Source organism: Nocardia sp. NPDC059154 (assembly GCF_042755705.1).
Lineage (GTDB): Bacteria > Actinomycetota > Actinomycetes > Mycobacteriales > Mycobacteriaceae > Nocardia.
On sequence record NZ_JBHZCS010000003.1, the window covers coordinates 166801 to 191447 of the forward strand.

Genomic DNA, 24647 nt, shown 5'->3' on the forward strand with positions numbered 1-24647 from the left:
AACGTCTCCCCCGCGGGGGGAGAATGTGGGGGGGCTTCACCTTTTTGGGGGACCACGCGAAAAAGGTAACCCCCCCCAAAAAAAACCCCGGAGGAGAACAACCCGCGTCCCCCCCGCTGCTGCTGTGTACGGGACCATTCGACGCGGGATGTGACCAGCGACACATCAATTGAGCTGTGGCCGGGGACACATGAATTCCGTTGCACGCAACGCGAGATTCGTCATGTACGCACGGCGAGATCAGGCGGGTACAACGGACGGGTGCCGCAGACCTCACACGCCACCTACCTGCAGGATCGACATATGGTCGCGCTCTGGACGTGGAACGGCCACGCCACCGGTAGCGCGCCGCGAGACCTGGGCGAGGTGGAGACCCTCGCCCTCGCCGTTCCCGGCCGGGACGGCATCGGCGTCACGGACGTGGAATGCGCTCTGGTGGAACCGGAACGGTTATGCACGCTTGCTATCGAAAATCCCGGGGAATCTATACATCTGCTCCGCGAGGCCCTCGAGACGGAGGTCGAGGCGCGGCGGCTGCCCGTGGCCGCGCACGCCGTCCCGAATGCCACCGGGACCGCCGTCGTCTCGGCGGGGCGGACCCTGCGGGCGCTGCGGGACACCGTGGCGCTCGGCGCCGAACTGCGCTCCGGATTGAAGGCCGAGCTGCGGCCCTATCAGGCGCGCGGCATCACCTGGCTGCGCGAGACCGCCGCCGCGCACGGCGGCGCGGTGCTGGCCGACGAGATGGGCCTGGGCAAGACGGTGCAGGCCATCGGGTACCTGCTCGGGAAGGCCGGGGACGGGCCACAACTCGTGGTGTGTCCAACATCACTCGTGGGCAACTGGGCGCACGAGATCGAGCGATTCGCGCCCGGACTGCGCGCGGTGGCCTGGCGGGGCGGGCCCGCGCCGGAGACCGAGCCGGGAACGATTGTGGTGACCGGGTATCCGACCCTGCGCGGGCACGGCGCCGCGCTGGCCGGGCAGCGGTGGGCCACCGTGATTTTCGACGAGGCGCAGGTGCTGAAGAATCCGCACACGCAGGTCGCGAAGGCGGCGCGGGCGATTCCGGCCGAGGCGCGGATCGCGCTGACCGGTACGCCGGTGGAGAATCACCTCGACGAGCTGTGGGCGCTGCTGAATCTGATCACGCCGCAGGAGTTCACGCACCGGGCGCAGTTCCGGCGGCGGTTCGTGCGGCCGATCAGCGAGGGATCGGCGAGCGCGGTGCTGCGGCTGCGGGACGCCGTCGAGCCGATCGTGCTGGGCCGCCGCAAATCCCAGGTGGCCGCCGCGCTGCCGGCCAAGATCCACTGCGATCTGGTGTGCGATCTGAGCGCGGAGCAGGAGCAGCTCTACGACCGGCTGCTCGATCGGGCCGAGACGGCCGGGTTCGGGACCGGGGCGCAGCGGCACACGCGGGTGCTGGCGGTGCTGACCGAACTCAAGCAGGTGTGCAACCACCCGGGGCTGATCACCGGGGAGCTGGACGAATTGGCCGGGCGCTCCGGGAAATTCGACGTCTGCTCCGACATTCTGGCCAACAACCTCGACGTGGACGCGCCCACCCTGGTGTTCACCCAGTACCGCAAGACCGGTGAACTGCTGGTCCGGCACTGCGCCGAGGAATTCGGGGTGCGGGTGCCGTTCTTCCACGGCGGGCTCGACCAGCAGCAGCGCGGGGAGATCGTCGCGGACTTCCAATCACCGGACGGCCCACCCATATTGGTGCTCAGCCTGCGGGCAGCGGGTACCGGGCTGACGCTCACGCGGGCCGCCGACGTCATCCATTTCGACCGCTGGTGGAATCCGGCGGTGGAGGCGCAGGCGTCGGATCGCGCGCATCGCATCGGGCAGACCCGCACCGTCACCGTCACCACGCTGACCTCGGGCACCACCATCGAGGAGCACATCGCGGGCATGCACGACCGCAAGTCGGCGCTCACCGACCTCAGCGACGCGGCCGGAGTCGCGGAGCTGGCGCGACTGGACGACGAACGACTGCTGAAGCTGCTGCGCCGGAAGCGGAGAAACTGAGATGGCGGACAACGAATTCGGGTACACGGCGTGGGGCAAGGACTGGGTGCGGCTGGCGGAACCGCTCAGCCTCACCAAACCCGAGCCGCTGCTCCCCCGCGCGCGCAGCATCGCCCGCAACAACGGCGTCCGGACCGAGATCCAGGGCACCGTGGTGCGGGCGCACATTCATCGCGGGTCGGAAGCGTCGGTGACGCACCTGGAGCTGACATCGCTCCCGCGCGCCGCCATCGACGCCATCGCCGCCGTGGTGCCCGCCGACACCCTCACCCTCGGCGACGATCTGCACGCCGCGGTCATCGCCGCGGGGATCTCGGTGACGCCCATCCTCGCGAGCACCGACTGCTCCTGCCGCGCCCGCAACGCCCGCTGCCTCCACATGCTCGCCACCTGCTACGCGGTGGTCCGCCTGATCGACGAAAATCCCTGGCTCGCCTTGGATCTCCAGGGCTATCGGAGCGCTCCGCCCGCCACGGACACCGACACCCCGGTGTCGGTCCCCCGCTGGACGCCTATCGACGCACTCGATCCGGCGGTCTACTTCGGCTGACAGCCGCTGCGACCGACCGGTCCAAGCCGTCGCTGCCGGCGAAGACGCCGCCCGGGCGCAGGACGCGGAAGGCCTCGGCGAACAGGTCGTCCTGCTGGGCGGGCGACGGCATGAGGTGGGCGTCTCCCCTGCCCGCTGCTTCACCCGCTGACCCCGGCCTACCTTGTCGGACCCGGCGGCTACCGTCGGGCCATGGCGATCTCCACGTACGCGTTCACCGCCGAACTCTGGGAATGGGAAGCACAGGCCTCCTGGCATTTCGTGAGTCTGCCCGAGTCGGTCGCCGACGAGATCGAGGAGCGTTTCGGGCACACCGCCTCCGGATTCGGCTCGGTGAAGGTGAAAGTCGCGGTCGGCGGCAGCCGATGGTCGACCTCGATCTTTCCCGACGGCAAGCGCGGAACCTATGTGCTGCCGGTGAAGAAGGCCGTCCGCGTCGCCGAGGGGTTGAACGCGGGCGACCCGGTCGAGGTCGAGCTGCAGGTGGTGTAGTCCGCGCCGGTCAGATCCGACGCAGGGCCGCGATGCGCTGGGAGAGCTGGTCGGCGGTGGCGAGAGCGGTTGGGGGGCCGCCGCATTCGCGGCGCAGGTCGCCGTGGATGACGCCGTGCGGTTTACCGGTGCGGTGGTGGTGCATGGCGACCAGGCTGTTCAGTTCGCGGCGCAGCTCGGACAGGCGGTCCGAGGTGGCGGCGCGTTCTACGGCGGCCTCCACGCCGGCGCCCGAGGGGCGAGCCTCGGCGGCGGCGCTGCGTTCCTGGAGCTGACGGGACTGGCGTTCGCGCAGCAGGGCGCGCATCTGGTCGGCGTCGAGCAGGCCGGGGATGCCGAGGTAGTCGGCCTCCTCGTCACTGCCGGAGAACGTGGCGGTGCCGAAGGAGTCGCCGTCGTAGATGACCTGGTCGAGCTCGGCGTCGGCGGCCAGGGCGACGAACTTCTTCTCCTCCTCGCCCGGCTCGTCCTTCTGCCGGTTGGCGTCGATGAGCAGTTCGTCCTCGAGCGCGTTCGCCTCGCGATGCGGCTTGCCGATCACATGGTCGCGCTGCAGTTCCAGCTGGGCGGCCAGATCCAGCAGCACCGGCACCGAGGGCACGAAGACGCTGGCGGTCTCACCGGTCTTGCGGGCACGCACGAAACGGCCGATGGCCTGCGCGAAGTACAGCGGGGTCGAGGCGCTGGTGGCATACACGCCGACCGCGAGGCGCGGCACGTCGACGCCCTCGGACACCATGCGCACCGCGACCATCCACGGGTCGGTGTTCTCGCTGAACTCGCCGATGCGGTCGGAGGAGTCCGGATCGTCGGACAGCACGATGGTCGGCTTGGTGCCCGAAATGTGTTCCAGCAGTTCGGCGTAGTCGCGCGCCTTCTCCTGGTCGGTGGCGATCACCAGGCCGCCCGCGTCGGGCATGCCGGTGGCGCGCAGCTGGCGCAGGCGGGTGTCGGCGGCGGTGAGCACCTTCGACATCCAGTCGCCGGCCGGGTCGAGGGCGGTGCGCCAGGCGCGGGCGGTCTGCTCGGCATTGAGGGGCTCGCCCAGGCGGGCGGAGTACTCCTCGCCCGCGCTGTCCCGCCAGTGCGCCTCACCGGAGTAGGCGAGGAAGACCACGGGCCTGACCACGCCGTCGGCGAGCGCCTCGGAGTAGCCGTAGGTGTGGTCGGCGCGCGACTTCTCGAAACCGGACTCGTCGGCCTCGTAGGTGATGAACGGGATCTTGGAGTCGTCGCTGCGGAACGGGGTACCGGTCAGCGCCAGCCGGCGGGTGGCGTCACCGAACGCCTCCTCGACCGCCTCACCCCAGCTCTTGGCGTCACCGGCGTGGTGGATCTCGTCCATGATCACCAGCGTGCGGCGGTTCTCGGTGCGCACCCGGTGCTTGAACGGATGCGACGCGATCTGCGCGTAGGTGACCACCACGCCGTGGTAGTCGGACGAGGTGGAACCGGTCGAGTTGGAGAAGTTCGAATCCAGCTGAATCCCGTTGCGCGCGGCCGACGCAGCCCACTGGTGCTTGAGATGCTCGGTGGGTGCGACCACCGTCACCTGGTCGACCGTACGGTCGTTGAGCAGCTCGGCGGCTACCCGCAGCGCGAAGGTGGTCTTACCCGCACCCGGGGTCGCGACGGCCAGAAAGTCCCGTGGCTTGGTGGTCAGATACTTGGTCAGTGCTCTGCGCTGCCATGCACGTAAGGAACCGCCACCACCCGAAGTCACTCGGTAGAGAGTAGCGATCGAACCCGACAGCTTTCCAATCCGACACAGCCCTGCGGAGTGCCGCACACCACATCGCGGGTCCGGTCCCATTCGAAGCGCTGGTAGGCGATGCTTAGGCCACGATGAACGTGCACGACGAATCTCCGCAACACGCCGACGCGTCGGCGCCGACGGCGTCCGTTGTGCTCGCCGCCACCCGCTGGGGCCGCATCCGGCAACTCGTCGTCCACGTCGCGACGAAGGCGTGGAACGACGCGATCTTCACCAAATCCGCGGCGGCCGCCTTCTGGCAGACGCTCTCGCTGGCCCCGCTGCTGCTGGGGCTGCTCGGCAGCCTCGGCTATGTCGGGCACTGGTTCGGCCCGAACACGGTGAACATCGTGCAGTCCAAGATCGTCAGCTTCGCGCGGAAGGCGTTCAGCCCCAACGTGGTCGACAGTCTGGTCCAGCCGACCGTCAACGACGTGCTGCAGCGCGGCCACGGCGGGGTGGTGTCCGTCGGCTTCGTGCTGTCGCTGTGGGCCGGCTCCTCGGCCATGGCAACCTTCGTCGACGCCATCACCGCCGCGCACGGCCAGGCCACCGCCCGCCATCCGGTCTGGCAGCGAATCTTCGCGCTGCTGCTCTATGTCGGCTTCCTCGTGATCGCGGTGCTCATCCTGCCGCTGATCGCCGTGGGCCCCACCCTCATCGGGCGGGCCCTCCCCCACGGCTGGCGCGAGCCGGGCCTGCGGCTCATCGACGCCTTCTACTACCCCGGCACCGGCCTGCTGCTGATCATCGGCCTCACCTTCCTCTACAAGACCGCCCTCCACCGCACCCTCCCCTGGCATCGGCTCTTCGGCGGTGCGCTGGTCGCCGGTGTGTTCTTCATGGCGGCCAGCGAGGGCCTGCGCCGCTACCTGGCGTGGGTGACCCGGACCGGCATCTCCTACGGCGCGCTGGCGACCCCCATCGCCTTCCTGCTGTTCACGTTCTTCCTGGGTTTCGCCATCATCCTCGGCGCCGAATTCAATGCCAGCGTCGAGGAATTCTGGCCCGCCCGCGCCACCCGGCTGGCGCAGTTCCGCCACTGGTGGAACGCCCGCAAACAGTCCCGGCCTGCGGACCCGGCGCCCACCGCATCGAAACCGCAGGACCCGCCGCCCGCGCCCGAGTCGCGGTCACTGTGATCCAGCCCGTAGGCCCGGTTCGGCCGATTCACCCTCGGTGCGCCGCGCCGAGAAGTACGCGGCAGCCGTGATCGCGATCGCGACCAGGACGGGCGCGAAGGCGATGGCGGGGTTGTCGGGCCGGTCGGCCATCAGGAAGGCCGCGGCCAATGTCTGTGCGGGAACGCCCCATTGGACGGCAGACAGCACCCCCGCGCCATGGCCGGCCCGGTGCGACCCCGGCCTGGCCAATCGCCGCCGGGTCCACCCCGAGCTCGCCCCGATAACAGCGGTCGACACCAGCCCCGCCCCGATCCACGGGCCACCCTTCGCCCCGTCCGCCAGTACCGCGAACCCCGTGATCACAGTCAGCAGCGTGAACACCGGAACCGACAACAGTGTGAGCCGCACGGCCCGAACGGCCCCATCAACGCGAATCCCGCTGGGTTCCAGCCGGATTCGCGCCAACTCGGTGCACTGCACCCCGACGAGGATCGTCAGCGCGAGCGCAATGGTGATGTGTGTAGCCAGCAACAGCGGATTCGCCATCGGACCAACCTTTCCTGAGTTCCGACTCAGGATAGCCATTTACTGAGTTACAACTCAAGAAATCGGATGCCGTTGACAGCCAAGGCTTCACAGCACGAACGAGCAGGGTCCCGGCTCGACGTTGCCTCCGGGGCGAGCACGGGTGACGATCGCTGTATGAAGAACGACCGGTTGGACGAGATCCTGGGGCTGCTCGACAACAACACCTGCATGCTCGAGGCGATCCAGGACGAGTTGCTGGGCGGCGAAGAGCCCGGCGGGGTCGGCGAGGACGAGGCGGCCAGGAGCTAGTTCTTCTTCATCGGCGACATCACCGTGTGCCGAGATGCGCCTCGATCGCTTTGACCGCTGCGCCCGCACCGTCTTCTCCCGCGATGTGGGCCGCCAGGTTGTCTCCACCGACGTCCAATTGCAGCCGGCCCGCCTGCACCACTGCCCGCCCGCCGTACCGCCGCAGCGCCTCGTTCACGATCTCCGAGAATTCCGCCCGCCGCGACATGCCTTCGGTGGTGCTGCCGAATCCGACGAACACCGGGGGCGGTCCGGCCTCGAGGAACTCCACCAGCTCGGCGGGTGGCTCCCAGTCGACGGGTCGCGGCGGCCACCAATAGCCGGTGACCTCGAGACCCGACCGCCAGTCCACCGGACGTGGCGAAACAGCCTGTGAATATCCATGCAGCACAGGCCATTCCGACGCGGTGCGGCGGCGGCGCAATTCCCTGACGGACACCTTCGGCAGGCCCAGGTCGCGCCGAAAGCCCGCGACGGGTTCACGATAGACGGTGTCGAACAACCACGCCCCGAACTCGGCAGAGAGGCGGTTGCCGAAACCCCCGAAGTCCTTGCCGCCGAACAAACTCGGCGCATGCAGAGCTGTCGCCGACAGCGGGAACAACCGCAACCCGATGGCCGGTATGCCCTTTGCCTCGGCGAGTTGGAGGCCCGCGAATTCGGTGATGGGACCGAGCAACAGGGCATCGGCAGGTTCGTCGACGAGGGCTTCGAGCATCGGCCGGCGGTGCCACTGGCAGGGGTAGCGATACATGCAACGCCCGACAGCTTCCGCGTGCCCGACCTCGCCCAGCCAGTCCCCAGGCTGCACAGGGCGCCACCGTTAGAGCTACATCATGTAACAGATACCATCTGGTTCGTGGCTAAGTTGAAGGTCTCCGTAGACGTCCCGATCCCGCCCGAGAAGGCCTGGTCGCACGCCTCCGACCTGCCCGAACTCGACAAGTGGCTCACCCTCCACGAGGGCTGGCGCGGCCCTGTCCCCGACGCGCTCACCCCCGGGACCCGCCTGATCGGCGTAGCCACCGTCAAAGGCTTCCGCAATCGCGTCACCTGGACCGTCGAAACCGCCGAGCCCCCGAACCGCCTGGTCCTCAACGGTTCCGGCATCGGCGGCACCAAATTCGGCATCGAACTCCGCGTCTCCCCCAGCCCCACCGGCTCCAAGGTCACCGCCGACTTCACCCTCGGCGGCGCACCCCTCTTCGGTCCCATCGGCTCGGCCGTGGCCCGCGCCCTCCGCGGCGACGTCGAACGCTCCCTCGACCGCTTCGTCCAGCTCTACGGCTGACCCCGCGCAACAGAGCGCTGTTTCGATCCGGGAGGTCGGTTCACTTCGTGCGATTCCTCTCCACGGCGTCGCGGCGGACCGCCGTGACGGCCTTGCGGGCGGCAACCTGGATGGGGTCCCAGACCGGGGAGAAGGGTGGGGCGTAGCCGAGGTCGAGCGCGACGATCTGGTCGACGGTGAGGCAGGCGGTGAGAGCCACGGCGGCGATGTCGATGCGCTTGCCCGCCCCTTCGCGGCCGACGATCTGGACACCGAGCAGGCGGCCGGTGCGGCGCTCGGCGAGCATTTTCACCGTCATGGGTGCGGTGCCGGGGAAATAGCCGGAGCGGCTGGTTGATTCGATGGTGACGGTGACGAATTGCAGTCCGACCGCGCGGGCGTCGCGTTCACGCAGGCCGGTGCGGGCGACCTCCAGGTCACACACCTTGCTGACGGCGGTACCCACCACGCCGGGGAAGATGGCGTAGTCGCCGCCGACGCCGGAACCGATGACCTGGCCGTGCTTGTTGGCGTGCGTACCGAGGGGGATGTGGCGTTCGGAGCCGGAGACGAGGTCGAGCACCTCGACGCAATCGCCGCCGGCCCAGATGTTCTCGTGTCCACGCACCCGCATGGCGAGATCGGTCAGCAGACCACCGGACTCCCCCAGCGGGAGACCGGCCGCACGGGCGAGGTCGGTGGCGGGGCGGACGCCGATACCGAGAACCACCACATCGGCGGGGTATTCGGCATCAGCCGTGGCGACGCCGGTGACCCGGCCCTGCGCATCGGTGTGGACAGCCGTCAGCTCCGCATTGTCGATGACCTGAATCCCCATGCCCTGCATGGCCTTCCGGATCAGCACACCCATATCCGGGTCGAGGGTGGACATGGGCTCGGCGCTGCGATTGAGCATGGTGACCTGGAATCCCCGCCGGAGCAGCGCCTCCGCCATCTCCACACCGATGTACCCCGCACCCACCACCACCGCCCGCCGGCCCGCGATCGACTCGAGGGTGGCGATGAGGGCCTGCCCATCGTCGAGCGTCTGCACCCCGTGCACCCCGGCCGCGTCGATGCCGGGCAGCGCGGGCCGGATCGGCGTCGCACCGGTGGCTATCACGAGTTTGTCGTAGCCGGTCCAGCTCTCCCGGCCGGTGCCGAGCTCGCGAGACCTCACCCGCCGCCCGGCGACATCGATCTCCACGACCTCGGTTCCCAGCCGCAGATCGATGTCCCGCGCCCGATGCTCGGCGGGCGTCCGCGCGATGAGATCGTCCGGCCCACCGACGTCCCCGCCCACCCAGTACGGGATCCCGCACGCTGAGTACGAGGTGAAATGCCCCCGCTCGAAAACGACGATCTCGAGCTCCCCTACGCCCTTCAACCTGCGCGCCTGTGAAGCCGCCGCCATACCCGCAGCATCCCCGCCGATGATCACCACGCATTCGCCCATGCCTCACACGTTACGAGCGTTACGGCACTGCCGACCGGTGCCCTGGCATCATGCACGGGCAACTGATAGTCTCATCACATTTGAATGATTAGATCAGGAGATGAGGTGACATGCCAGCCGCCACAAGCCGTTGAGGGACCCGATCAGACTTCGAAGGCGGTGGCCGGCAACGGACTTGCGGCGATCCGGCGTGCCTCGTCGTGCGGAACCCCCAGGGCGCACAGGATGAGTTCGGCGGCCCCCGCCGCCGCGTCGCGCCACGACTGGTGGCCCTCCAGCACCATCCACATGGCGCTGACCACGGTACCCATCAGCATGGAGGCGATACTCAGCTCCATTCCGGGTGCGACGACATAACGGCCGGAGGCGATTCCGGCGGCCACGTCCCGCATCGGCGGGCCGGTCAGCATCTCGCGCAGCGACTCGTCGGTCAGCGCGAACCGCACGACGAAGCGGCCCGCCGCGGGGTTCTCGTGCGCCATCCGCACGATCATGCGGGTACCGGTCGACAGCCGCAGCGGCGGGTCGAGGTCACCATGGGCGTCCATCGCCTGCGCGTTGGCACTGTGCAGTTCGAAGGCGAGCTGGGCGCGGACCTGCTGGAAGAGCTGCTCGACGGATTCGACATTGCGATAGAGCGTGCCCCGGGCGACACCAGCTTCGGTCGCCAGCTCGCTCATGGTCAGGTCCACGCTGCCGCGCTCGGCGAACAGCCGCATTGCCGCCGCGTTGATCCGCCGCTGAGTCGCACTCATAACCCCTCCTTCGCCAGCTCGACAGTACAGAACCGTCCCAGGCGGGCCAAACCCAAAACTATCGAGACGCTCTTGACTCAAATTGAACACTACTGTTCAATCTACGGCTATGACCGAAACCACATCGGTGCTCGTGGTCGGCGCGGGGCCGGTAGGCCTGACACTGGCCCTGGAGCTCGACTTCCATGGCGTGGAAACCCTTCTGGTAGAGCGCAATTCGACCACCACGCGGCATCCGAAGATGGACATCACCAACAGCCGCAGCATGGAGTTGTACCGGCGGCTCGGCATTGCCGACGACCTGCGCAAGGCGGCGACGCCGCCCGATCATCGGACCACCGTGGTCTGGGCGAGCAATGCGGTCGGATGGGAACTGGCGAAGTTCGAGTACCCGAGTGTCGAGGAGTCCTTCGAGGCGATCGGCCGACGCGTCGACGGCGCCCTCCCACTGGAGCCGGCCATGCGCGTGTCCCAGATCATCCTCGAGCCCGCGCTTCGGGACCAGCTGCAGGCCAGGTCCCGGCACGTCGAGGTGCAATACGGTTGGGCGCTGGACAGTTTCACCGAGGACACGGAGGGCGTCACGGCCCAGCTGGTGTCCGGGACCGGCGAACGCCGCACCGTGCGCGCCCGCTACCTGGTGGGATGCGACGGCGCGGGCAGCCGGGTCCGGCGGCACCTCGGGATCGGTCTCGACGAGATCGACCTGCGCCGGCTGCTGGTGCGGGAGCTCGGAATTCCCCGGCTCGCAAGGACTCTCACGCGGACGTTCCTGGCCGGTGGGCAGCGGCCCCCGGACGGCCGGTTCTACCTGGTGCATTTCACGACTCCCGATCGCGAGATCGCCGCCCGCTTCGGCACCGTGTGGCATCTGCAGTCACCCGAGGGCTGGACCGTCATCTCCCAGAACGACGGCGACACCTGGACCCTGCACGCTCCCCTGAGCATGGGCGCCGACGCCGACAGCATCGACCCGCGTGAATTCGTATTCCGCTGTCTCGGATACCGGTTCGAGATGACCGTGCTGGTCGCCAATGCCTGGACGCCCCGGCTGACCGTCGCCGAGTCCTATGGCCGCGGCCGGGTCTGGCTGGCCGGTGATGCCGCCCACCAGGTGACGCCCGCGGGCGGCTATGGCATGAACACCGGCGTCGGCGATGCGGTCGGGCTGGGCTGGGCGCTCGCGGCCCGGTTGCAGGGATGGGGCGGACCACGCCTGCTCGCGGCGTACGAGCGGGAACGCCGCCCCGTCGCCCTCCGCAACCGAGAGGCGTCCGCCCGGCACACCGTCGTCCGCGGCGCCATCATGGCCACCTCCCGCGCCACCATGCACAGCGAACGCTGGTTCGGCGCGCGTACCCGCCGGCGGATCGGCCGCGAGATCAGCGATCTGGGCAATCTCGAAAACGAAGCGCTGGGAATCGAACTCGGCTACCGCTACGACCACTCCCCCATCGTGTGCCGAGACACCGAGGACCGGGCCCCGCGGCAGCGGATGGACGAATACCTGCCCGGCACCTGGCCCGGAGCGCGGCCGCCGAGCGTGCGCCTCGCCGACGGCACCGCCATCTTCGACCTGTTCGGTCGCGGCTTCACCCTGCTGCGCTTCGCGGATCACGACGTCGACGGCTTTCGGATCGCGGCCGCTGAACGAAAGGTGCCGCTCGACATCGTCGATGTCCGCGACCCGCACGCCCGCGCCCTCTACGAACGCGACCTCGTTCTGATTCGTCCCGACCAGCACGTGGCCTGGCGCGGCAACGCCGCACCCGCCGGGCCACTGGCAATCATCGACCGCGTACGCGGCGCTTGAAGGATCCCCGCACAACAACGGAGAAGATGACAGTGAACTCCCCTGAAAACGCCGGTTCGAGAAGGGCTTTCATGGTCGGCGCGACGGCGGCGGGCCTCGCGGCCGCCCTGGCGTCCGGCCTCCCCACAGCAGCCGCGGACACCTCGGCCGATGCGATCAAGATGACGTGCGCCCTCCGCCGCCGGGCCGACCTGACGCCCGAACAGTTCCACGACTATTGGCTGAATCACCACGGCCCCTTCGCCGCAGAGCAGATCAAGATCCTAGGCGGCTACCGCTACGTTCAGAGCCACATCCTGGATTCTCCGCAGAACGCCCTGCTCGCCGCCACCCGCGGTACCGGCGAGCCCTACGACGGCATCGTGGAAGTGTGGTTCCCTTCGGAACAGGCCATGCTCGCGGGCATCGCCACCCCGGACGGAATCCAGGCCAACGAGCGGCTCGCGGATGACGAGAAGAACTTCATCGATCTCGCTCGCTCCTCGTACTTCTTGACCACGGAGCACGTCATGCTCGGCTAGTCGGTGTTCCGATCAGTTGGTAACCACCCGCGGCACTTCGGTTTCGGTCTCATCCGCGAAGCGGCGTTCGAGTTCGGCGCCTTCGATGTCGAAGTCGGGCACATAGCGGGCGAACCACCGCGGGTGGTACCACATACGATCGCCGATCAGGGCCATGACCGCGGGCACCAGGGTCAGCCGGACGATGAAGGCGTCCAGGAGCACACCGACCGCGAGTGTGAACGCCAACGGTTTGACGATCGGGTTGTCGACGGTGGCGAAGGCGACGAAGACGCCGAACATGATCAGCGCCGCGGCCGTGACGACGCGCGCCGAGTGCGCGATCCCGTTGCGCACCGCGGCGGTCGCGTCCGCGGTGCGGGTGTGCTCCTCCTTGATGCGGGACACCACGAAGATCTGGTAATCGCTCGACAGCCCGAAGATGATGGCCAGGGTGATGATCGGCAGGAAGCTCAGCGTCTCCGCCTTGGTGACATGCAAAAGGCTTGCGCCCCATCCCCATTGAAAGACGGCGACCTGCGCGCCGAGGGCCGCGAACACCGAGAGGATGAACCCGACGATCGAGGACAGCGGGACCAGGACGGTCCGGAAGGCGATGGTCAGCAGCACCAGCGCCAGACCCACGACGACAACGAGGAAGACCGGCAGCGCCTCGCCCAAGCGGCGTGAGGTATCGATGTTCGCCGCGGTGGTGCCGCCCACCAGATACGTTGCCCCGGAGCCGCTCTCGATGGTCGCACGGTCATCGCGCAGGCGGTTGACCAGATCGGCGGTCGCGCTGTCGTCGGGTCCTGTCTTGGGCACGACCTGGATCAGGACCAGGTTGTCGCCCGTGCCCGCCGGCTGCACCACCGCGACGTCGGGTTCCTGCTGCAGCCGGCCCATCACGGTCTGCGCCGCGTCCGGGCCGGTGGCGTGCGAGAGGTCGGTCACCACCAGCAGCGCCCCGTTGAACCCGGGGCCGAACGACCGGCTCACCAGGTCATATGCCCTACGGGCGGTGCTGGACTCCGATTGCGTTGCGCCACTGGGCAATCCGAGATTCATACGGGTGGCGGGAAGCGCGATCACCACCAGCACCGCGATGCCCAGCACCAGCAATGGAATCCGGAAGCGGGTGACGAACCGTCCCCAGGCGTGGCCCGCGGTGCGCTCGGGCTCGTAGGCGGCGATGCGCGCCACCTCCTCCGGCTTTCCCGGGTGCAGCGGCGGCGAGATGAATTTGGCGACCGTGCCTCCGGCGAGGCTGAGCAGCGCGGGCAGCAGGGTCAGCGCGACGAGCATGGCCACCAGGACCGCACCGGCGGCGGTCAGGCCCATGACGGTGAGGAACGGGATGTTCGCGACCGCCAGCCCGCACAGCGCGATGATCACGGTCACCGCCGCGAACACCACCGAACTGCCCGCGGTCCCGACCGCCAGCGGAATCGACTCCGCCACAGCCATTCCCAGCACCACCTGGTGGCGATGCCGGGAGAGGACGAACAGCGCGTAGTCGATCCCGCAGGACAGGCCCAGCATCAGTGCCAGCGAGGTCGCCGCCGACGGCACGTCGGTGTAGGCGGCGATGCCCAGGATGCCGGCGAGACCGATACCCACGCCGACGGCCGCCGTGATGATCGGCAGTCCCGCCGCCACCACCGCGCCGAAGGTGATCAGCAGAATGACGAAGGCCGCGATGACGCCGAGCATTTCGGGCGTGTGCGGGATCTCCGCGGTGAAGCCCGGATAGACGGCACCGGAGAACTCGACCTGCAGACCGGTGTCACGCGCCTGGTCGGCGACCCGGGTCACCTGGTCGAGGGTGAACTGCTCGACCTCGCCGGCCGAGACGGAGAACTGCACGCTGCCCAGCGCGACGTGTTGATCCGGTGAGACCGCTTTGGCCTGGAACGGGTCGACCACCGCGGCGACCTGCGGGAGCCCCTTCAACTGGGCCATCATCTGCTCGATCTCTCCGGTCACCGGTTGATCGGTCACCTTGGCCAGGTTCGACGTCGCGAACACGACCTGCATCTGCGCACCCGAGAAAGCGGGCATCCGCTGCTGCAGCAAGGAGACCGCGTCCTGCGATTCGGTGCCCGGAACCGTGAAATTGTCGTTGGTTTTTCCGCCCGTCGCGGCGGCGAATCCGATGGCGGCGGCCAGCAGCACGATCCATATCGCCAGCACCCACCAGCGGCGGCGGACAACGACCTGGCCGAGTGCGTACAGATAGCGGGACATGCGGGTCCTCTCGTGGAGACACCATCCGACCAGCAATCACAGACCTATCGGTACGGTAACACGTCAGATGATGATTTCCTCATAAACGTTGCAATGGTCAGCAACCGGCTGGTCACCTTCGCGCCGGTGCGCCCGGATGGAAAGAAGGCAATGCCGCGCACAATGACTGCACGTCTCCGCAGGACTGGACGGTGCCGTCCGGGCGGACCAGAGCCGCGGCGGCGCGACCCTGCCTCACCCAACGATGCAGCTCGGTGCCCGGCTCCGCGACGACAACGAACCCGCCGCGCTGCTCGACGACGATTCGGCACTGCGGCGCGGGCTCGCGCACGGTGATGACGGTGTAGCGCCCGTTCATGGCCTCGTCGAGGCGGCGGCCGTCGGCGAGCCGGGCGTTGGGAACCAGCCGGCCCGTCAACCGCCGGCGCAGGCGCGGCACTCGCCCGGGACCCGAGAGGTGCAGGCGCGGGGATTCGCCGCTGGTGATCATGTGGGTGAGGCCGGGGATCCGATGCAGGCGCGGTGCCAGCACACTCCGCAGCCGGTTGCTCAGTTCGCCACCGTCGGTCATGGTGACGCCGGTGAGCTTGGCCAGCCGGATCATGGCCCGTGCGTGCGGTTTCCGCTCCGTCTCGTAGGTATCGAGCACGTCGTCCGGGAGTTCCCCGCGCAGCACGCCCGCCAGTTTCCACGCGAGGTTGGCCGCGTCGCGCAGGCCCGCGCCCATGCCCTGGCCGATGAACGGCGGGGTGAGGTGCGCGGCATCACCGAGCAGGAACACCCGGCCTCGGCGCCAGCGGTCGGCCAGCTGGGCACGGAAGGTGTATTCCGCGACGCGGATCAGTTCGAGATCCGCCGCCGGAACACCGCCGAGCCACGGGTCGAGCAATGGGCGCAGCCGACCCGGGTCGTCGAAGTCGGCGACGGTCTCGCCGGGCCGGAGCCGGAATTCCCAGCGGTAGCGGGTTTTTCCGATGCGCATGAAGGTGGCAGCGCGCGCCGGATCGCACACCTGGTGCACGCCTTCCCATTGCCCCAGATCCCGCGGCGTGGCGACGTCCACCACCAGCCAGCGCTGCTCGAATCGCAGATTCCGCATGCGTGCGCCGATCGCGCCGCGGACAACGCTGTTCGCGCCATCGCAGCCCAATACGTAACGCGTACACACGGATTCGGTATCGCCGGTCACGCGATCGGTGAAATCGACCCGGACACAGCCCGATTCTTCGGCGATGGCGGTGACTTCGACGTCACCACGCAAGGTCACCCGCGGATACAGCTTCAGGTTGACCCGCAGGATCGCCTCCAGCTCCGGCTGGTCGAACAGGTTCGCCTCCGGATACCCGCTGCGCCCACCGGCCGGGTCGCGATCGAACTGGGCCAGCACCCGCCCGCTCGGGTCGATGAGCCGCAACCCCAGGGCGGACCGGGAGATCCCGTCGAATTCCCGGCCGACTCCCAGACGTTCCAGGATTCGGCGGATCTCGCCGTCGAGGTGCACTGCCCGCGGTTGCGGATAGACATCGGTCCACCGCTCCAGCACGAGAGTGTCGATCCCATGGTGCGCGAGCAACGTGGCCGCGGTGATACCGGCCGGGCCCGCGCCGACGATCACCACCGGGATCATCGCGGTGCTCACGGCGAAACCCCGGACAGCGCAGCCAGATAGCCGAGCGTGACCAGTCCGGTGACCACCGCGGGCACGTACTCCGCCACGCCGTCGCCGTTGCGGACATGTGCGCCCACCGCACCGATCATCAACAGTGCCAGTCCGATTCCCGCGGCGATCCCGATCGGCGGCCGGGCCAGACCGATCAGCAGCCCACTCGCGCCGGCGATTTCGAGCGCTCCGATGCCCCGGTAGGCGGCGGTGGAGTAGCCCAGACGCGCGGCACGTTCCCGCATCGGCGCGAGGGCGAGCGTCTTGGCCGCACCGAACGACAGGAACTCCACGGTGAGCACCGCGGCCGGCACGGTCGACACGATCTTCATCGGTGCACCTCGACCTTCCAGGTGATCGCGTAGCGACCGAGAATCGCCTCGGCGGCCCCCTCGCCGGCCCCGGGGCCGAGCTCGACGACGGTCACGATCGCGCCGTCCTCGACCTGCGCGGTGACACCGAGTACGGCCTCGACTCCGGCCAGCGCATCCAGTACCTCGCGACGAGTGGCGTCGGCGCGCAGGCCGAGCTTGTACGGCTTGCCGACGTCGGTCACCGGCAGGACATCCAGCACCGTCACGGTTTTCGGGGCGGCGGCGCGTTCGGGCACCCGCTCCCCCGCCCAGGCGACGAGCTCCGCCTCGCTCACCTCCGCGCCGGGCACCAGGGTCACATAGGCCACGGGTACCTCCCCGGCGTGCACGTCCGGGCGGCCGACCGCGCCCGCCGAGGTCACCTGCGGGTGGGACAGGAGCGCGTCCTCGATGACCGCCGGATCGAGATTGTGCCCGCCGCGAATGATGAGATCCTTTGCGCGACCGTGCAGATGAATGAATCCGACTGCGTCGACATGCGCGAGATCGCCGGTGCTCAGCCACCCGTCGACCACGGCACCGAGCCCGTCCAGCAGGTGCCCGTGCTCGCTGCGGCCGGTCACGTAACCGGCGAAGACCGTGGGCCCGCCGATCACCAATATGCCGGTCTCTCCGGCGGGGAGTTCGGTCCAGACCCCGTCCTCGGGCATGCGAACAACCTTGACCTGCTGGTAGGGCATGCGCTGTCCGACCGAGCCGGGACGCGGCAGATCCGGGAAGCTGCGGGCGGTCGCGCATGTCGCCTCGGTGAGGCCATAACCCTCGACCAGCGTGACCCCGGTGTGCGCCTGGAAGTTCTCGCGCACGGCGGCCGGCAGCGGGGACGCGCCGACCATCGCGTAGCGCAGGCTAGAGATGTCCGCGCCGATCGGGCACTGCGCCAGCACCGCGTACACCGTCGGCACCGCGCTCATGGCCGCGATCCGGTAGTGCGCCACGATATTCCAGAATTCGCCGTAGAGAGCGAAGTCCCGATATCCGAGCGGCCCGGCCCAGACCACCGACTGGCCGCGGAACAAGGGCGCGAGCAGTGTCACGACGAGCGCGTTGACATGGAACAGCGGCAGCGCGGCGAAGACCACCGCATCCTCGTCGAGCAGGGAGTTGGCCGCGATCATCCACGCATTGGCAACCTCACCGGACTGGCGGTGCGCGGCCAGTTTCGGCACACCGGTGGTGCCGCCGGTGTGGAACAGGGCCGCCAGATCCGTTGCGGCGGGCGCCTCCCCGGCGAAAGCGGTCCAGTCCTGTTCGGCTGCAAGGGTATCGAGACAGCCGATGCGCACACCGTCGACGACAGGCAGCGGCACGGTCTCCGTTGCGGCAGCGGTCGGCCGTAGCACCAGCACCGCATCCAGCAGACCCTGGGACGCGAGTTCGTATGCCGACTCCCAGATGTCGGCGGCGAGTTCGGGGCCGGCGGCGATCAGCACCCGAGCGCCGGAGCGGTGCAGGAGCTCCGCGATATGCGCCTGCGACAGGCCGCCATTGATCGGTGCGGCGATGCCCGCCAGCTGCGCGGCCAGCGTGGCGGGAATCAACTCCGCGCAGTTGGGCGCGATCAGGGCGACCGCGTCGCCGCGGCGCACCCCGAGCGCATGCAGCAGGTTGGCATAACGGTGCACCTCGGCGAGCAACTGGGAGTAGGTGCGCCGCACCGGTTCCCGCCAACTCGAGGCATCGGACAGCACGGTGACGGCCGTACGGTCCGGCCACCGGGTCGCGGCGCGCACCAGCAGTGCGTAGGTCGACTCGGGCAGCCCGCGCTCGGCCAGGGGCACCGATTCGATGACGCTCAGGTCCTCCGGACCGGTGTAGCGCGGCCACAGCAGGGCTTCGGCGTCGGTCTCGAGGGTCGGGTTCCCGGTCACCGCGCGTACCTCACGACCGTGCGCTGGCGGCCCAGATCGAGGACTCCATCGTCGGTGCCGATGGTCGCCTCGATCACATCGCCGTCCTGGAGGTACTTCGGATTCTTGGCCTGGCCCTCGAAGAACAGCTTCCACTTCACCTTGGGCGGCAGCAGCGACGCGATGATCTCGACCGGCTTCGGCGGAGCGCTGAGCGCGGTGCCGATCGGAGTTCCGGTCAGCAGCAGGTCCCCGGCATCCATGCGCTGGAACCGGCTCAAGGCCCGCAGCGTCTCGACCGGCCGGTAGATCATGTCGGCGACCGTCATGTCCTGGCGCACTCGGCCGTTCACCCACAACCGCAGGCGCAGATCGGTGAATCGCTTGATTTCATCGGCGTCCAGCAGCACCAGCGCGGGGCCGACGGGCGTGAAGGTCGGGTACGACTTCGCCTCGTAGAACTGGGTTTTCGGCAGCTGTACGTCCCGGGCAGACACGTCGTTCGTCACGACCAGACCCGCGATGTAGTCGCCGAGGGACTCGTCGTCGATCTCGGTGCCGACCGGCATCTCGCGGCCGAACACCAGGCCGATCTCCACCTCGTAGTCCAGCAGCTTGACATGCGCGGGCCGGATCACGTCGTCGTAGGGGCCGCTGATCGATCCGGAGCTCTTGCGGAAGAAGGTCAGCGGCACGGTCTCGGGGTTCATCCCCGAGTCCTTCACGTGGGATGCGAAGTTCGTCATCTGCGCGACGACTCGACACGGTGCGGTCACCGGAGAGATCAGCGAAAGACCTTCGACCGGAACAAGATCCGAGCTCGCGGCCGCCGCGGCGATCGCTGCCCGATCCGCCAGCAGTTCGCGCGTCGTGGTCGCGACGGTATCGATGCGCGCCGCACCGGCGGGTGTCCGGACCCACCAGGTGTCCGCGGTACGGAGAACGGAAATGCTCATGAGTTGGCTACTTTCAGCAGGCCGCGCAGGCGGCGGAGATCGAATTCGTTGTCCTCGCGCAGGGCGTCGAGGATCGAGCGCACTTCTCTGAGCGATTCCCTCCCAGGGGAGAGACCCAGGAAATCCTTGGTGGCGGGCGGCCCCCACTGCGCCAGACCCGACGCGCTCATCGGCGCCCAGCCCGGTTCGAGGGTGCAGTCGAACATGTCGCCGTCACTGAAATGCTCGACCATGAAACCGTCGGGATCCCGCCAGTAGTCGAAGATCTGGCTGCCCTGAATGTGGCGTCCGATTCCCCACGACCGCTGATAACCGTGGTCGAGGAGGTACTCACCGCCGGCGGCGAGCGCATCCAGATCGGCGACCTGATAGGCGGAGTGCACATACCGGTTGGAGGGCCCGAGGGTGAGCGCCAGCGTGTGATGGTCGGCCGGAGTCGCGCCGCGATCGCAGCGAATGAAGCTCATCACCGGCCCGCGTTCCCGCTGTCCCGGATAGAAGAGGAAGTCGCTGACGATCAGGCCCAGATAGCGCAGATACCAGTCGAGAGTCTCCCGGTACCTGGTGGTCTGCACGACGACATGGCCGAGGCGCTGCACCCGCGCCGGAACCCGGGGCGGCCGCTGAGTGGCATTGATACGCAGCACCTCGTGTCCGCTGTTGAACACCTGCGTCTGCTGCGCGGGCAGCCCGGGCAGTTCGCGGGTTTCGGCGACGACTCGGACCCGCAGCCCGCTCGGATCCACCAGATCGAGACCCAGCCCGCCGAGCGACTCCGGCAGCGGCTGCGGCCGCCGACCGGTTTCCTCGCCCAGGCGCAGCAGATCGCCGGTCTCGGCGGCCCGGAAAGCCGGACCGACGAAGCGGGAACGGTCACCGCGCCGCACCAGCACGCAGGGCGACCCGGCGTCGGTTCCGCGCAGGTGCAATTCCTCGGATGTCCGCGTGGCGGTGGTGAAACCGAAAGCGCGAGAAAAGATCTCGGCGCGCTCCAGGTCGGGCTTCTCGAATTCCAGCCAGGCCAGATCGAGCACCTTCACCACCGGATTGCGGGCACGGCCGGGGTGCTCACCCCGCACTGCGCCCTGCTCACTGTGCAGGCGGCTGTGCACGTCGTGATGTCCGCTCATCGACCGCTCCCTTCATGTTCTGACGATATCGTCACTCGCGAACCGATAGTCAGTCAAGACCTTCTGAGCATTTCGTCAGAACTGACCCGAGGCGCTATGCTGGGCGGCCTACGGTGTCAGGGAAGAGGTGGACAGCGATGGTCACGCAATCCGGGCAACCCAATCGCCTGGAGCGCCGGAAGGCGCGTACCCGCGCGGCGCTCGTGAGGGCGGCGCAATCGTTCCTCGCGGCGGGCAAGCTCAGCGTGCCGATCTTGGAGATCACCCAGGCCGCCGACGTCGGGATGGGGTCGTTCTACAACCACTTCCAAACCCGGGAAGAACTGTTCGAGGCCGCTGTCGAGGAAGCACTCGATCTGTACGGCGTCGTGCTCGACACCCTCTGCGAAAACCTCGACGACCCGGCGCAGGTCTTCGCCCAGAGCTTCCGGCTCACCGGGCGCCTGCACCGGCGCAACCCGATGCTCAGCAAGGTCCTGATCAACAACGGCCTGCAGCTGGCGCGCTCCGAGAAGGGCCTCGCGCCCCGCGCCCGCCGCGATATCGAGGCCGGAGTCCGTGCCGGACGATTCGACGTCCGCGATACCGAGCTGGCCATGACCATCGTCACCGGCGCCGCCATCTGCCTCGGCCAGCTCCTGCACGAGCAGCCCGAACGCGATGACGCCGAGGCGACCGATCAGATCACCGAAGACCTGCTGCGCATGTTCGGACTCTCCGCGGACGACGCGCACGAGATCTGCGGGCGCCCGCTGCCATCCCTCGACGCACTGCCGCACACCGACACCGCAGCCTGAACAAGTCCGCCGGAATTGCGCGCCGCGCACGCGACGGTCTGGTGTGTGTGGATGCTTTACGTGCCGCCCCGGGGGCTCACTGTGGCTTGCGAACCAGGGGCACTCGCCGACGCCGACGACGGCCCTGCACCGGTTTCGGCCGGCGCCGAGAGCGGCCGTAGCGCAGCAACTCCATCAACAAATCCTCCGCCGCGCGATACCGCGGGATGTCGACCCAGAGCCGCCACACGACCTCCGGATCACCGCGCTCCAGCACGGTCGTGCGCACAGGCAGGACGTAGGCTGCGATGCCCGCGTCGATCAGCGCGAAGAGCACTCGGTAGACCTGCGACTCGGCCAAGTCGGCGAGGACTGCCCAGGAGTGTGAATTCAGCCCATTGGCCAATCCGCGGGCGGGAACCCAGTGCGGAGTGCTGCGCGAGCCTGACCACGGATCGGGAACCTCACGTGCCGTGGTCATCGCGCCGAGCCGTTCACGGGATGCCTGTCGACCAGACCGGTCAGTCCCGCTTCATCATTTCGTAGATTCGCTTGCAGTCCGGGCAGACCGGGGAACCCGGCTTGGCGGAACGGGTGACCGGGAAGACCTCGCCGCAGAGGGCTACCACGTGGGTGCCCATGACCGCGGACTCAGCGATCTTTTCCTTCTTGACGTAATGGAAGACCTTGGGAGTGTCGTTGTCGGTCGACTCGTCGGTGGTCTCGTCCGGACGGACCAGGGTGTCTGCGCTCACGGTTCAATCATGCCAGGCGGCATGTGCATCCGACGCGCGGTAGTGGAAGACTCGGGGTATGCAGCGTGACGGCGAATCCCAGGCCGACGGCATGAGCGGTGAGGATCGCCCGGACGTCGAGTTCCATCCCGCCGGTTCCATCCCGAAACCACCGCGCCAGTCGCAGGGCTACTTCCCGGGCGAGGAGAAACAGCATCCGGCGCTGATCACCGAGGCCGCGCCCTCGCTCGAGCAACAGCATCGCGACCGGGTGCGGCGGTACATCGCCATCATGTCGTTGCGCATTCCATGCCTGATCGGCGCGGCCGTCGCCTACAGCGTGTGGCACAGCTGGTGGCTGTCGCTCCTGATCATCGGCGTCTCCATCCCGCTGCCGTGGATCGCGGTCCTCATTGCCAACGACCGCCCGCCCCGCACCAAGGACGAGCCCAGCCGCTGGGACGGACGACGCGATCAGGCGGCGCTGGAATCAGGGCCGCACAAGGCAATCGACGGTTAGCGCGGGCGAATCCCCGCTGACAGCAGGGCCGCCAGCCCGCACAACCCGCCCGCGATGAACCAGGCCAAGGTGTAGCTGCCCTGCACGTCGCGGATGACGCCCGCACCGAAAGCGGCCAGGGCGGCGCCGATCTGGTGGGAGGCGAAGACCCAGCCGAAGGCGACGGGTCCGTCCGCGCCGAAGTGGGCGCGGCACAGGGCGACCGTGGGCGGGACGGTGGCGATCCAGTCGAGGCCGTAGAAGATGATGAAGGCCCACATGCTGGGGTGTACGTCGGGTCCGAAGAGGATCGGCAGGAACAGCAGTGAGATGCCGCGCAGCGAGTAGTAGGCGACCAGCAGGTAGCGGGAGTCCACGCGGTCGGTGAGCCAGCCCGAGGCGATGGTGCCGGCGACATCGAAGATGCCCACCGTCGCCAGCAATCCGGCCGCGGTGGTGGCGGGCATGCCGTGATCGTGGGCGGCACTCACGAAGTGGGTGCCGATCAGGCCGTTGGTCGATGCCCCGCAGATGGCGAAACCGCCTGCCAGCAGCCAGAACACGGGCTTGCGGACAATGGTCGCCAGCACCGTCACCGCGCGGGCCGCGCCGCCCGGCGCCGAGGTGCGCACTCCGACTCCGCTGCCCGGTTCGGCGCCGTAGGCCCGCACCCCGGCGTCGCTGGGGAAGTCGCGGATGAACAGCAGCACCAGCGGCACCACCGCCAGCGCCGTCGCCGACACCACGAGAGACGGTGTGCGCCAACCGTGATCGCGGGCCAGGCTCGCGATCAGCGGCAGGAAGACCAGCTGCCCGGTCGCGCCAGCGGCGGTGAGCACGCCGGTCACCAGGCCGCGATGCTTCACGAACCAGCGCCCGGTGATGGTGGCCACGAACGGCATGGACATCGAGCCCACCCCGACGCCCACCAGCAGGCCCCAGGTCGCCATGAGCTGCCACGGCCGGGTCATGAACACCGTCAGTCCGCTGCCCGCCGCGATCAGCACCAGCGCGCACGCCACTACCCGGCGAATACCGAAGCGATCCATGAGCGCCGCCGCGAACGGCGAGATCAGGCCGTACAGCAGCACATTCACCGACACCGCCGCGCCGATGGTGCCGTGCGACCACCCGAACTCCTCGTGCAGCGGGTCCATGAGCACACCGGGCACCGAGCGGAAGCCGGCCGCGCCCAGCAGCGCGATGAAGCCCACCACCACCACGATCCACGCCGGATGCGGCCCCGGCCGCCCGGTCGCGGGTGCGTCGGGCTGCAGTGCGCCGCTCGTGGCCGAGCCGGCGTCCAACGGGGTTGTGCCACCCGATGATTCCCGGCCGAGATCGTCCTTCAGTTCGCTCACCCGATCGAGGGTGACCGAAAAGCCCTTCCGCCACGAGTGGCCAGAATGCCACAATGCGTCAAGATCCAGCCATCACGAGAGGAGCATCGTGCCGACACCGCATCTGGTCGCCGTCCTCGTCCTGGAACCGACCGTCGGCTTCGACATGTCGATCCCGCCGGTGGTGCTCGGCGCCGCCGTCGACGAGGACGGCAACCCGCTCTACGAGGTGCACACCTGCGGCGTCGACACCGGGGGTGTGGTCGCCACCGGCGGATACACCGTCATCCCGGAATTCGGGCCCGAGCTGCTGGCCCGTGCCGACACCGTGATCGTGCCCGGCACCCGCATCACCCAGCCGCGCCAGGAGGGCACGCTGCCGCCCCGGGTGGCCGAGGCGCTGGCCACCATCCGGCCGGACGCCCGCATCGTCTCCATCTGCACCGGCGCGTTCGTGCTCGGCGCGGCGGGCCTGCTGGACGGCCGCCGCGCCA

24 protein-coding genes and 2 pseudogenes are annotated in these 24647 nt (G+C 68.6%); 11 read left to right on the forward strand and 15 right to left on the reverse strand.

Annotated elements, in window-relative coordinates; genetic code table 11:
* Positions 1-303: 303 nt before the first annotated feature.
* The gene (locus ACFXN1_RS04360) at positions 304-2037 is read left to right on the forward strand and encodes a DEAD/DEAH box helicase (RefSeq protein ID WP_379436682.1); all 1734 of its coding nucleotides are present in this window, start codon (positions 304-306) and stop codon (positions 2035-2037) included.
* A 1-nt stretch (position 2038) separates the two neighbouring features.
* Positions 2039-2587, forward strand: a complete 549-nt coding sequence (locus ACFXN1_RS04365; protein WP_379436582.1) for a hypothetical protein — start codon at positions 2039-2041, stop codon at positions 2585-2587.
* Between the two features lie 22 nt (positions 2588-2609).
* Here the strand turns inward: ACFXN1_RS04365 and ACFXN1_RS04370 are convergent.
* Positions 2610-2690 (reverse strand): annotated as a pseudogene (locus ACFXN1_RS04370) (SAM-dependent methyltransferase); the annotation flags it as partial.
* An 89-nt stretch (positions 2691-2779) separates the two neighbouring features.
* Between ACFXN1_RS04370 and ACFXN1_RS04375 the strand changes: the two are divergent.
* On the forward strand, positions 2780-3079 hold the full coding sequence (locus ACFXN1_RS04375; RefSeq protein WP_354836966.1) for a DUF1905 domain-containing protein: 300 nt from the start codon (positions 2780-2782) through the stop codon (positions 3077-3079).
* A gap of 10 nt (positions 3080-3089) precedes the next feature.
* Here ACFXN1_RS04375 and ACFXN1_RS04380 read toward each other — a convergent pair whose 3' ends face one another.
* On the reverse strand, positions 3090-4802 hold the full coding sequence (locus ACFXN1_RS04380; protein WP_379436583.1) for a DEAD/DEAH box helicase: 1713 nt from the start codon (positions 4800-4802) through the stop codon (positions 3090-3092).
* Between the two features lie 122 nt (positions 4803-4924).
* On the opposite strand from ACFXN1_RS04380, the gene ACFXN1_RS04385 reads away from it, so the two are divergent.
* Entirely contained in the window at positions 4925-5974 is a 1050-nt protein-coding gene (locus ACFXN1_RS04385) for a YihY/virulence factor BrkB family protein (RefSeq protein ID WP_379436585.1), read from the forward strand.
* Here ACFXN1_RS04385 and ACFXN1_RS04390 read toward each other — a convergent pair.
* Entirely contained in the window at positions 5966-6502 is a 537-nt protein-coding gene (locus tag ACFXN1_RS04390; RefSeq protein ID WP_379436586.1) for a hypothetical protein, read from the reverse strand. The two genes, ACFXN1_RS04385 and ACFXN1_RS04390, sit on opposite strands and share 9 nt — an antisense overlap.
* A gap of 156 nt (positions 6503-6658) precedes the next feature.
* On the opposite strand from ACFXN1_RS04390, the gene ACFXN1_RS04395 reads away from it, so the two are divergent.
* A complete protein-coding gene (locus ACFXN1_RS04395; RefSeq protein ID WP_379401613.1) occupies positions 6659-6793 on the forward strand; it encodes a hypothetical protein in 135 nt (44 codons plus the stop codon).
* Between the two features lie 19 nt (positions 6794-6812).
* On the opposite strand, the gene ACFXN1_RS04400 is transcribed toward ACFXN1_RS04395, so the two are convergent.
* A complete protein-coding gene (locus ACFXN1_RS04400) occupies positions 6813-7511 on the reverse strand; it encodes a hypothetical protein (RefSeq protein WP_379436588.1) in 699 nt (232 codons plus the stop codon).
* A gap of 141 nt (positions 7512-7652) precedes the next feature.
* On the opposite strand from ACFXN1_RS04400, the gene ACFXN1_RS04405 reads away from it, so the two are divergent.
* Positions 7653-8084: an SRPBCC family protein gene (locus ACFXN1_RS04405; protein WP_379389964.1), complete on the forward strand. Its 432-nt coding sequence runs from the start codon at positions 7653-7655 to the stop codon at positions 8082-8084.
* 40 nt (positions 8085-8124) lie between these two features.
* Here the strand turns inward: ACFXN1_RS04405 and ACFXN1_RS04410 are convergent, their stop codons facing one another.
* Both ACFXN1_RS04410 and ACFXN1_RS04415 read right to left on the reverse strand, forming a co-directional pair.
* A complete protein-coding gene (locus ACFXN1_RS04410) occupies positions 8125-9519 on the reverse strand; it encodes an FAD-dependent oxidoreductase (protein WP_379436589.1) in 1395 nt (464 codons plus the stop codon).
* A 143-nt stretch (positions 9520-9662) separates the two neighbouring features.
* Entirely contained in the window at positions 9663-10274 is a 612-nt protein-coding gene (locus tag ACFXN1_RS04415) for a TetR/AcrR family transcriptional regulator (protein WP_379436591.1), read from the reverse strand.
* Between the two features lie 109 nt (positions 10275-10383).
* Between ACFXN1_RS04415 and ACFXN1_RS04420 the strand changes: the two genes are divergently transcribed.
* Positions 10384-12087, forward strand: a complete 1704-nt coding sequence (locus ACFXN1_RS04420) for an FAD-dependent monooxygenase (RefSeq protein ID WP_379436593.1) — start codon at positions 10384-10386, stop codon at positions 12085-12087.
* Positions 12088-12158: 71 nt separating this feature from the next.
* Positions 12159-12608 (forward strand): EthD domain-containing protein, encoded by a 450-nt coding sequence (locus ACFXN1_RS04425; RefSeq protein ID WP_379436594.1) that lies wholly within the window; start codon positions 12159-12161, stop codon positions 12606-12608.
* A 12-nt stretch (positions 12609-12620) separates the two neighbouring features.
* Here ACFXN1_RS04425 and ACFXN1_RS04430 read toward each other — a convergent pair whose 3' ends face one another.
* From ACFXN1_RS04430 to ACFXN1_RS04455, 6 genes are all read right to left on the reverse strand, one after another.
* Entirely contained in the window at positions 12621-14834 is a 2214-nt protein-coding gene (locus ACFXN1_RS04430; protein WP_379436595.1) for an MMPL family transporter, read from the reverse strand.
* 112 nt (positions 14835-14946) lie between these two features.
* Positions 14947-16473 (reverse strand): bifunctional 3-(3-hydroxy-phenyl)propionate/3-hydroxycinnamic acid hydroxylase, encoded by a 1527-nt coding sequence (locus ACFXN1_RS04435; RefSeq protein WP_379436597.1) that lies wholly within the window; start codon positions 16471-16473, stop codon positions 14947-14949.
* On the reverse strand, positions 16470-16826 hold the full coding sequence (locus tag ACFXN1_RS04440; RefSeq protein ID WP_379436598.1) for a DoxX family protein: 357 nt from the start codon (positions 16824-16826) through the stop codon (positions 16470-16472). Before ACFXN1_RS04440 ends, ACFXN1_RS04435 begins: the two co-directional genes overlap by 4 nt.
* Positions 16823-18739 carry an acyl-CoA synthetase gene (locus ACFXN1_RS04445; protein ID WP_379436600.1) on the reverse strand — a complete coding sequence of 639 codons (1917 nt, stop codon included), beginning with the start codon at positions 18737-18739 and terminating at the stop codon, positions 16823-16825. The genes ACFXN1_RS04440 and ACFXN1_RS04445 overlap by 4 nt, the downstream gene beginning before the upstream one ends.
* The gene (locus ACFXN1_RS04450) at positions 18736-19674 is read right to left on the reverse strand and encodes a fumarylacetoacetate hydrolase family protein (protein ID WP_379436601.1); all 939 of its coding nucleotides are present in this window, start codon (positions 19672-19674) and stop codon (positions 18736-18738) included. The genes ACFXN1_RS04445 and ACFXN1_RS04450 overlap by 4 nt, the downstream gene beginning before the upstream one ends.
* Positions 19671-20804 carry a VOC family protein gene (locus ACFXN1_RS04455; protein WP_379436603.1) on the reverse strand — a complete coding sequence of 378 codons (1134 nt, stop codon included), beginning with the start codon at positions 20802-20804 and terminating at the stop codon, positions 19671-19673. Before ACFXN1_RS04455 ends, ACFXN1_RS04450 begins: the two co-directional genes overlap by 4 nt.
* Before the next feature lie 137 nt (positions 20805-20941).
* Between ACFXN1_RS04455 and ACFXN1_RS04460 the strand changes: the two genes are divergently transcribed.
* Positions 20942-21601, forward strand: coding sequence for a TetR/AcrR family transcriptional regulator (locus ACFXN1_RS04460; protein WP_379436604.1), 660 nt, complete (start codon positions 20942-20944; stop codon positions 21599-21601).
* Between the two features lie 76 nt (positions 21602-21677).
* Here ACFXN1_RS04460 and ACFXN1_RS04465 read toward each other — a convergent pair whose 3' ends face one another.
* Positions 21678-22061 carry a hypothetical protein gene (locus tag ACFXN1_RS04465; protein ID WP_379401598.1) on the reverse strand — a complete coding sequence of 128 codons (384 nt, stop codon included), beginning with the start codon at positions 22059-22061 and terminating at the stop codon, positions 21678-21680.
* A 40-nt stretch (positions 22062-22101) separates the two neighbouring features.
* Positions 22102-22335 (reverse strand): DUF3039 domain-containing protein, encoded by a 234-nt coding sequence (locus ACFXN1_RS04470; RefSeq protein WP_354837011.1) that lies wholly within the window; start codon positions 22333-22335, stop codon positions 22102-22104.
* Positions 22336-22393: 58 nt separating this feature from the next.
* Between ACFXN1_RS04470 and ACFXN1_RS04475 the strand changes: the two genes are divergently transcribed.
* Complete coding sequence (locus tag ACFXN1_RS04475; protein WP_379436606.1) at positions 22394-22834, forward strand: DUF3099 domain-containing protein; 441 nt, start codon at positions 22394-22396, stop codon at positions 22832-22834.
* Here ACFXN1_RS04475 and ACFXN1_RS04480 read toward each other — a convergent pair.
* A complete protein-coding gene (locus tag ACFXN1_RS04480) occupies positions 22831-24090 on the reverse strand; it encodes an MFS transporter (RefSeq protein ID WP_379436683.1) in 1260 nt (419 codons plus the stop codon). The two genes, ACFXN1_RS04475 and ACFXN1_RS04480, sit on opposite strands and share 4 nt — an antisense overlap.
* A gap of 229 nt (positions 24091-24319) precedes the next feature.
* On the opposite strand from ACFXN1_RS04480, the pseudogene ACFXN1_RS04485 reads away from it, so the two are divergent.
* Positions 24320-24647, forward strand: a pseudogene (locus tag ACFXN1_RS04485) (AraC family transcriptional regulator); the annotation flags it as partial.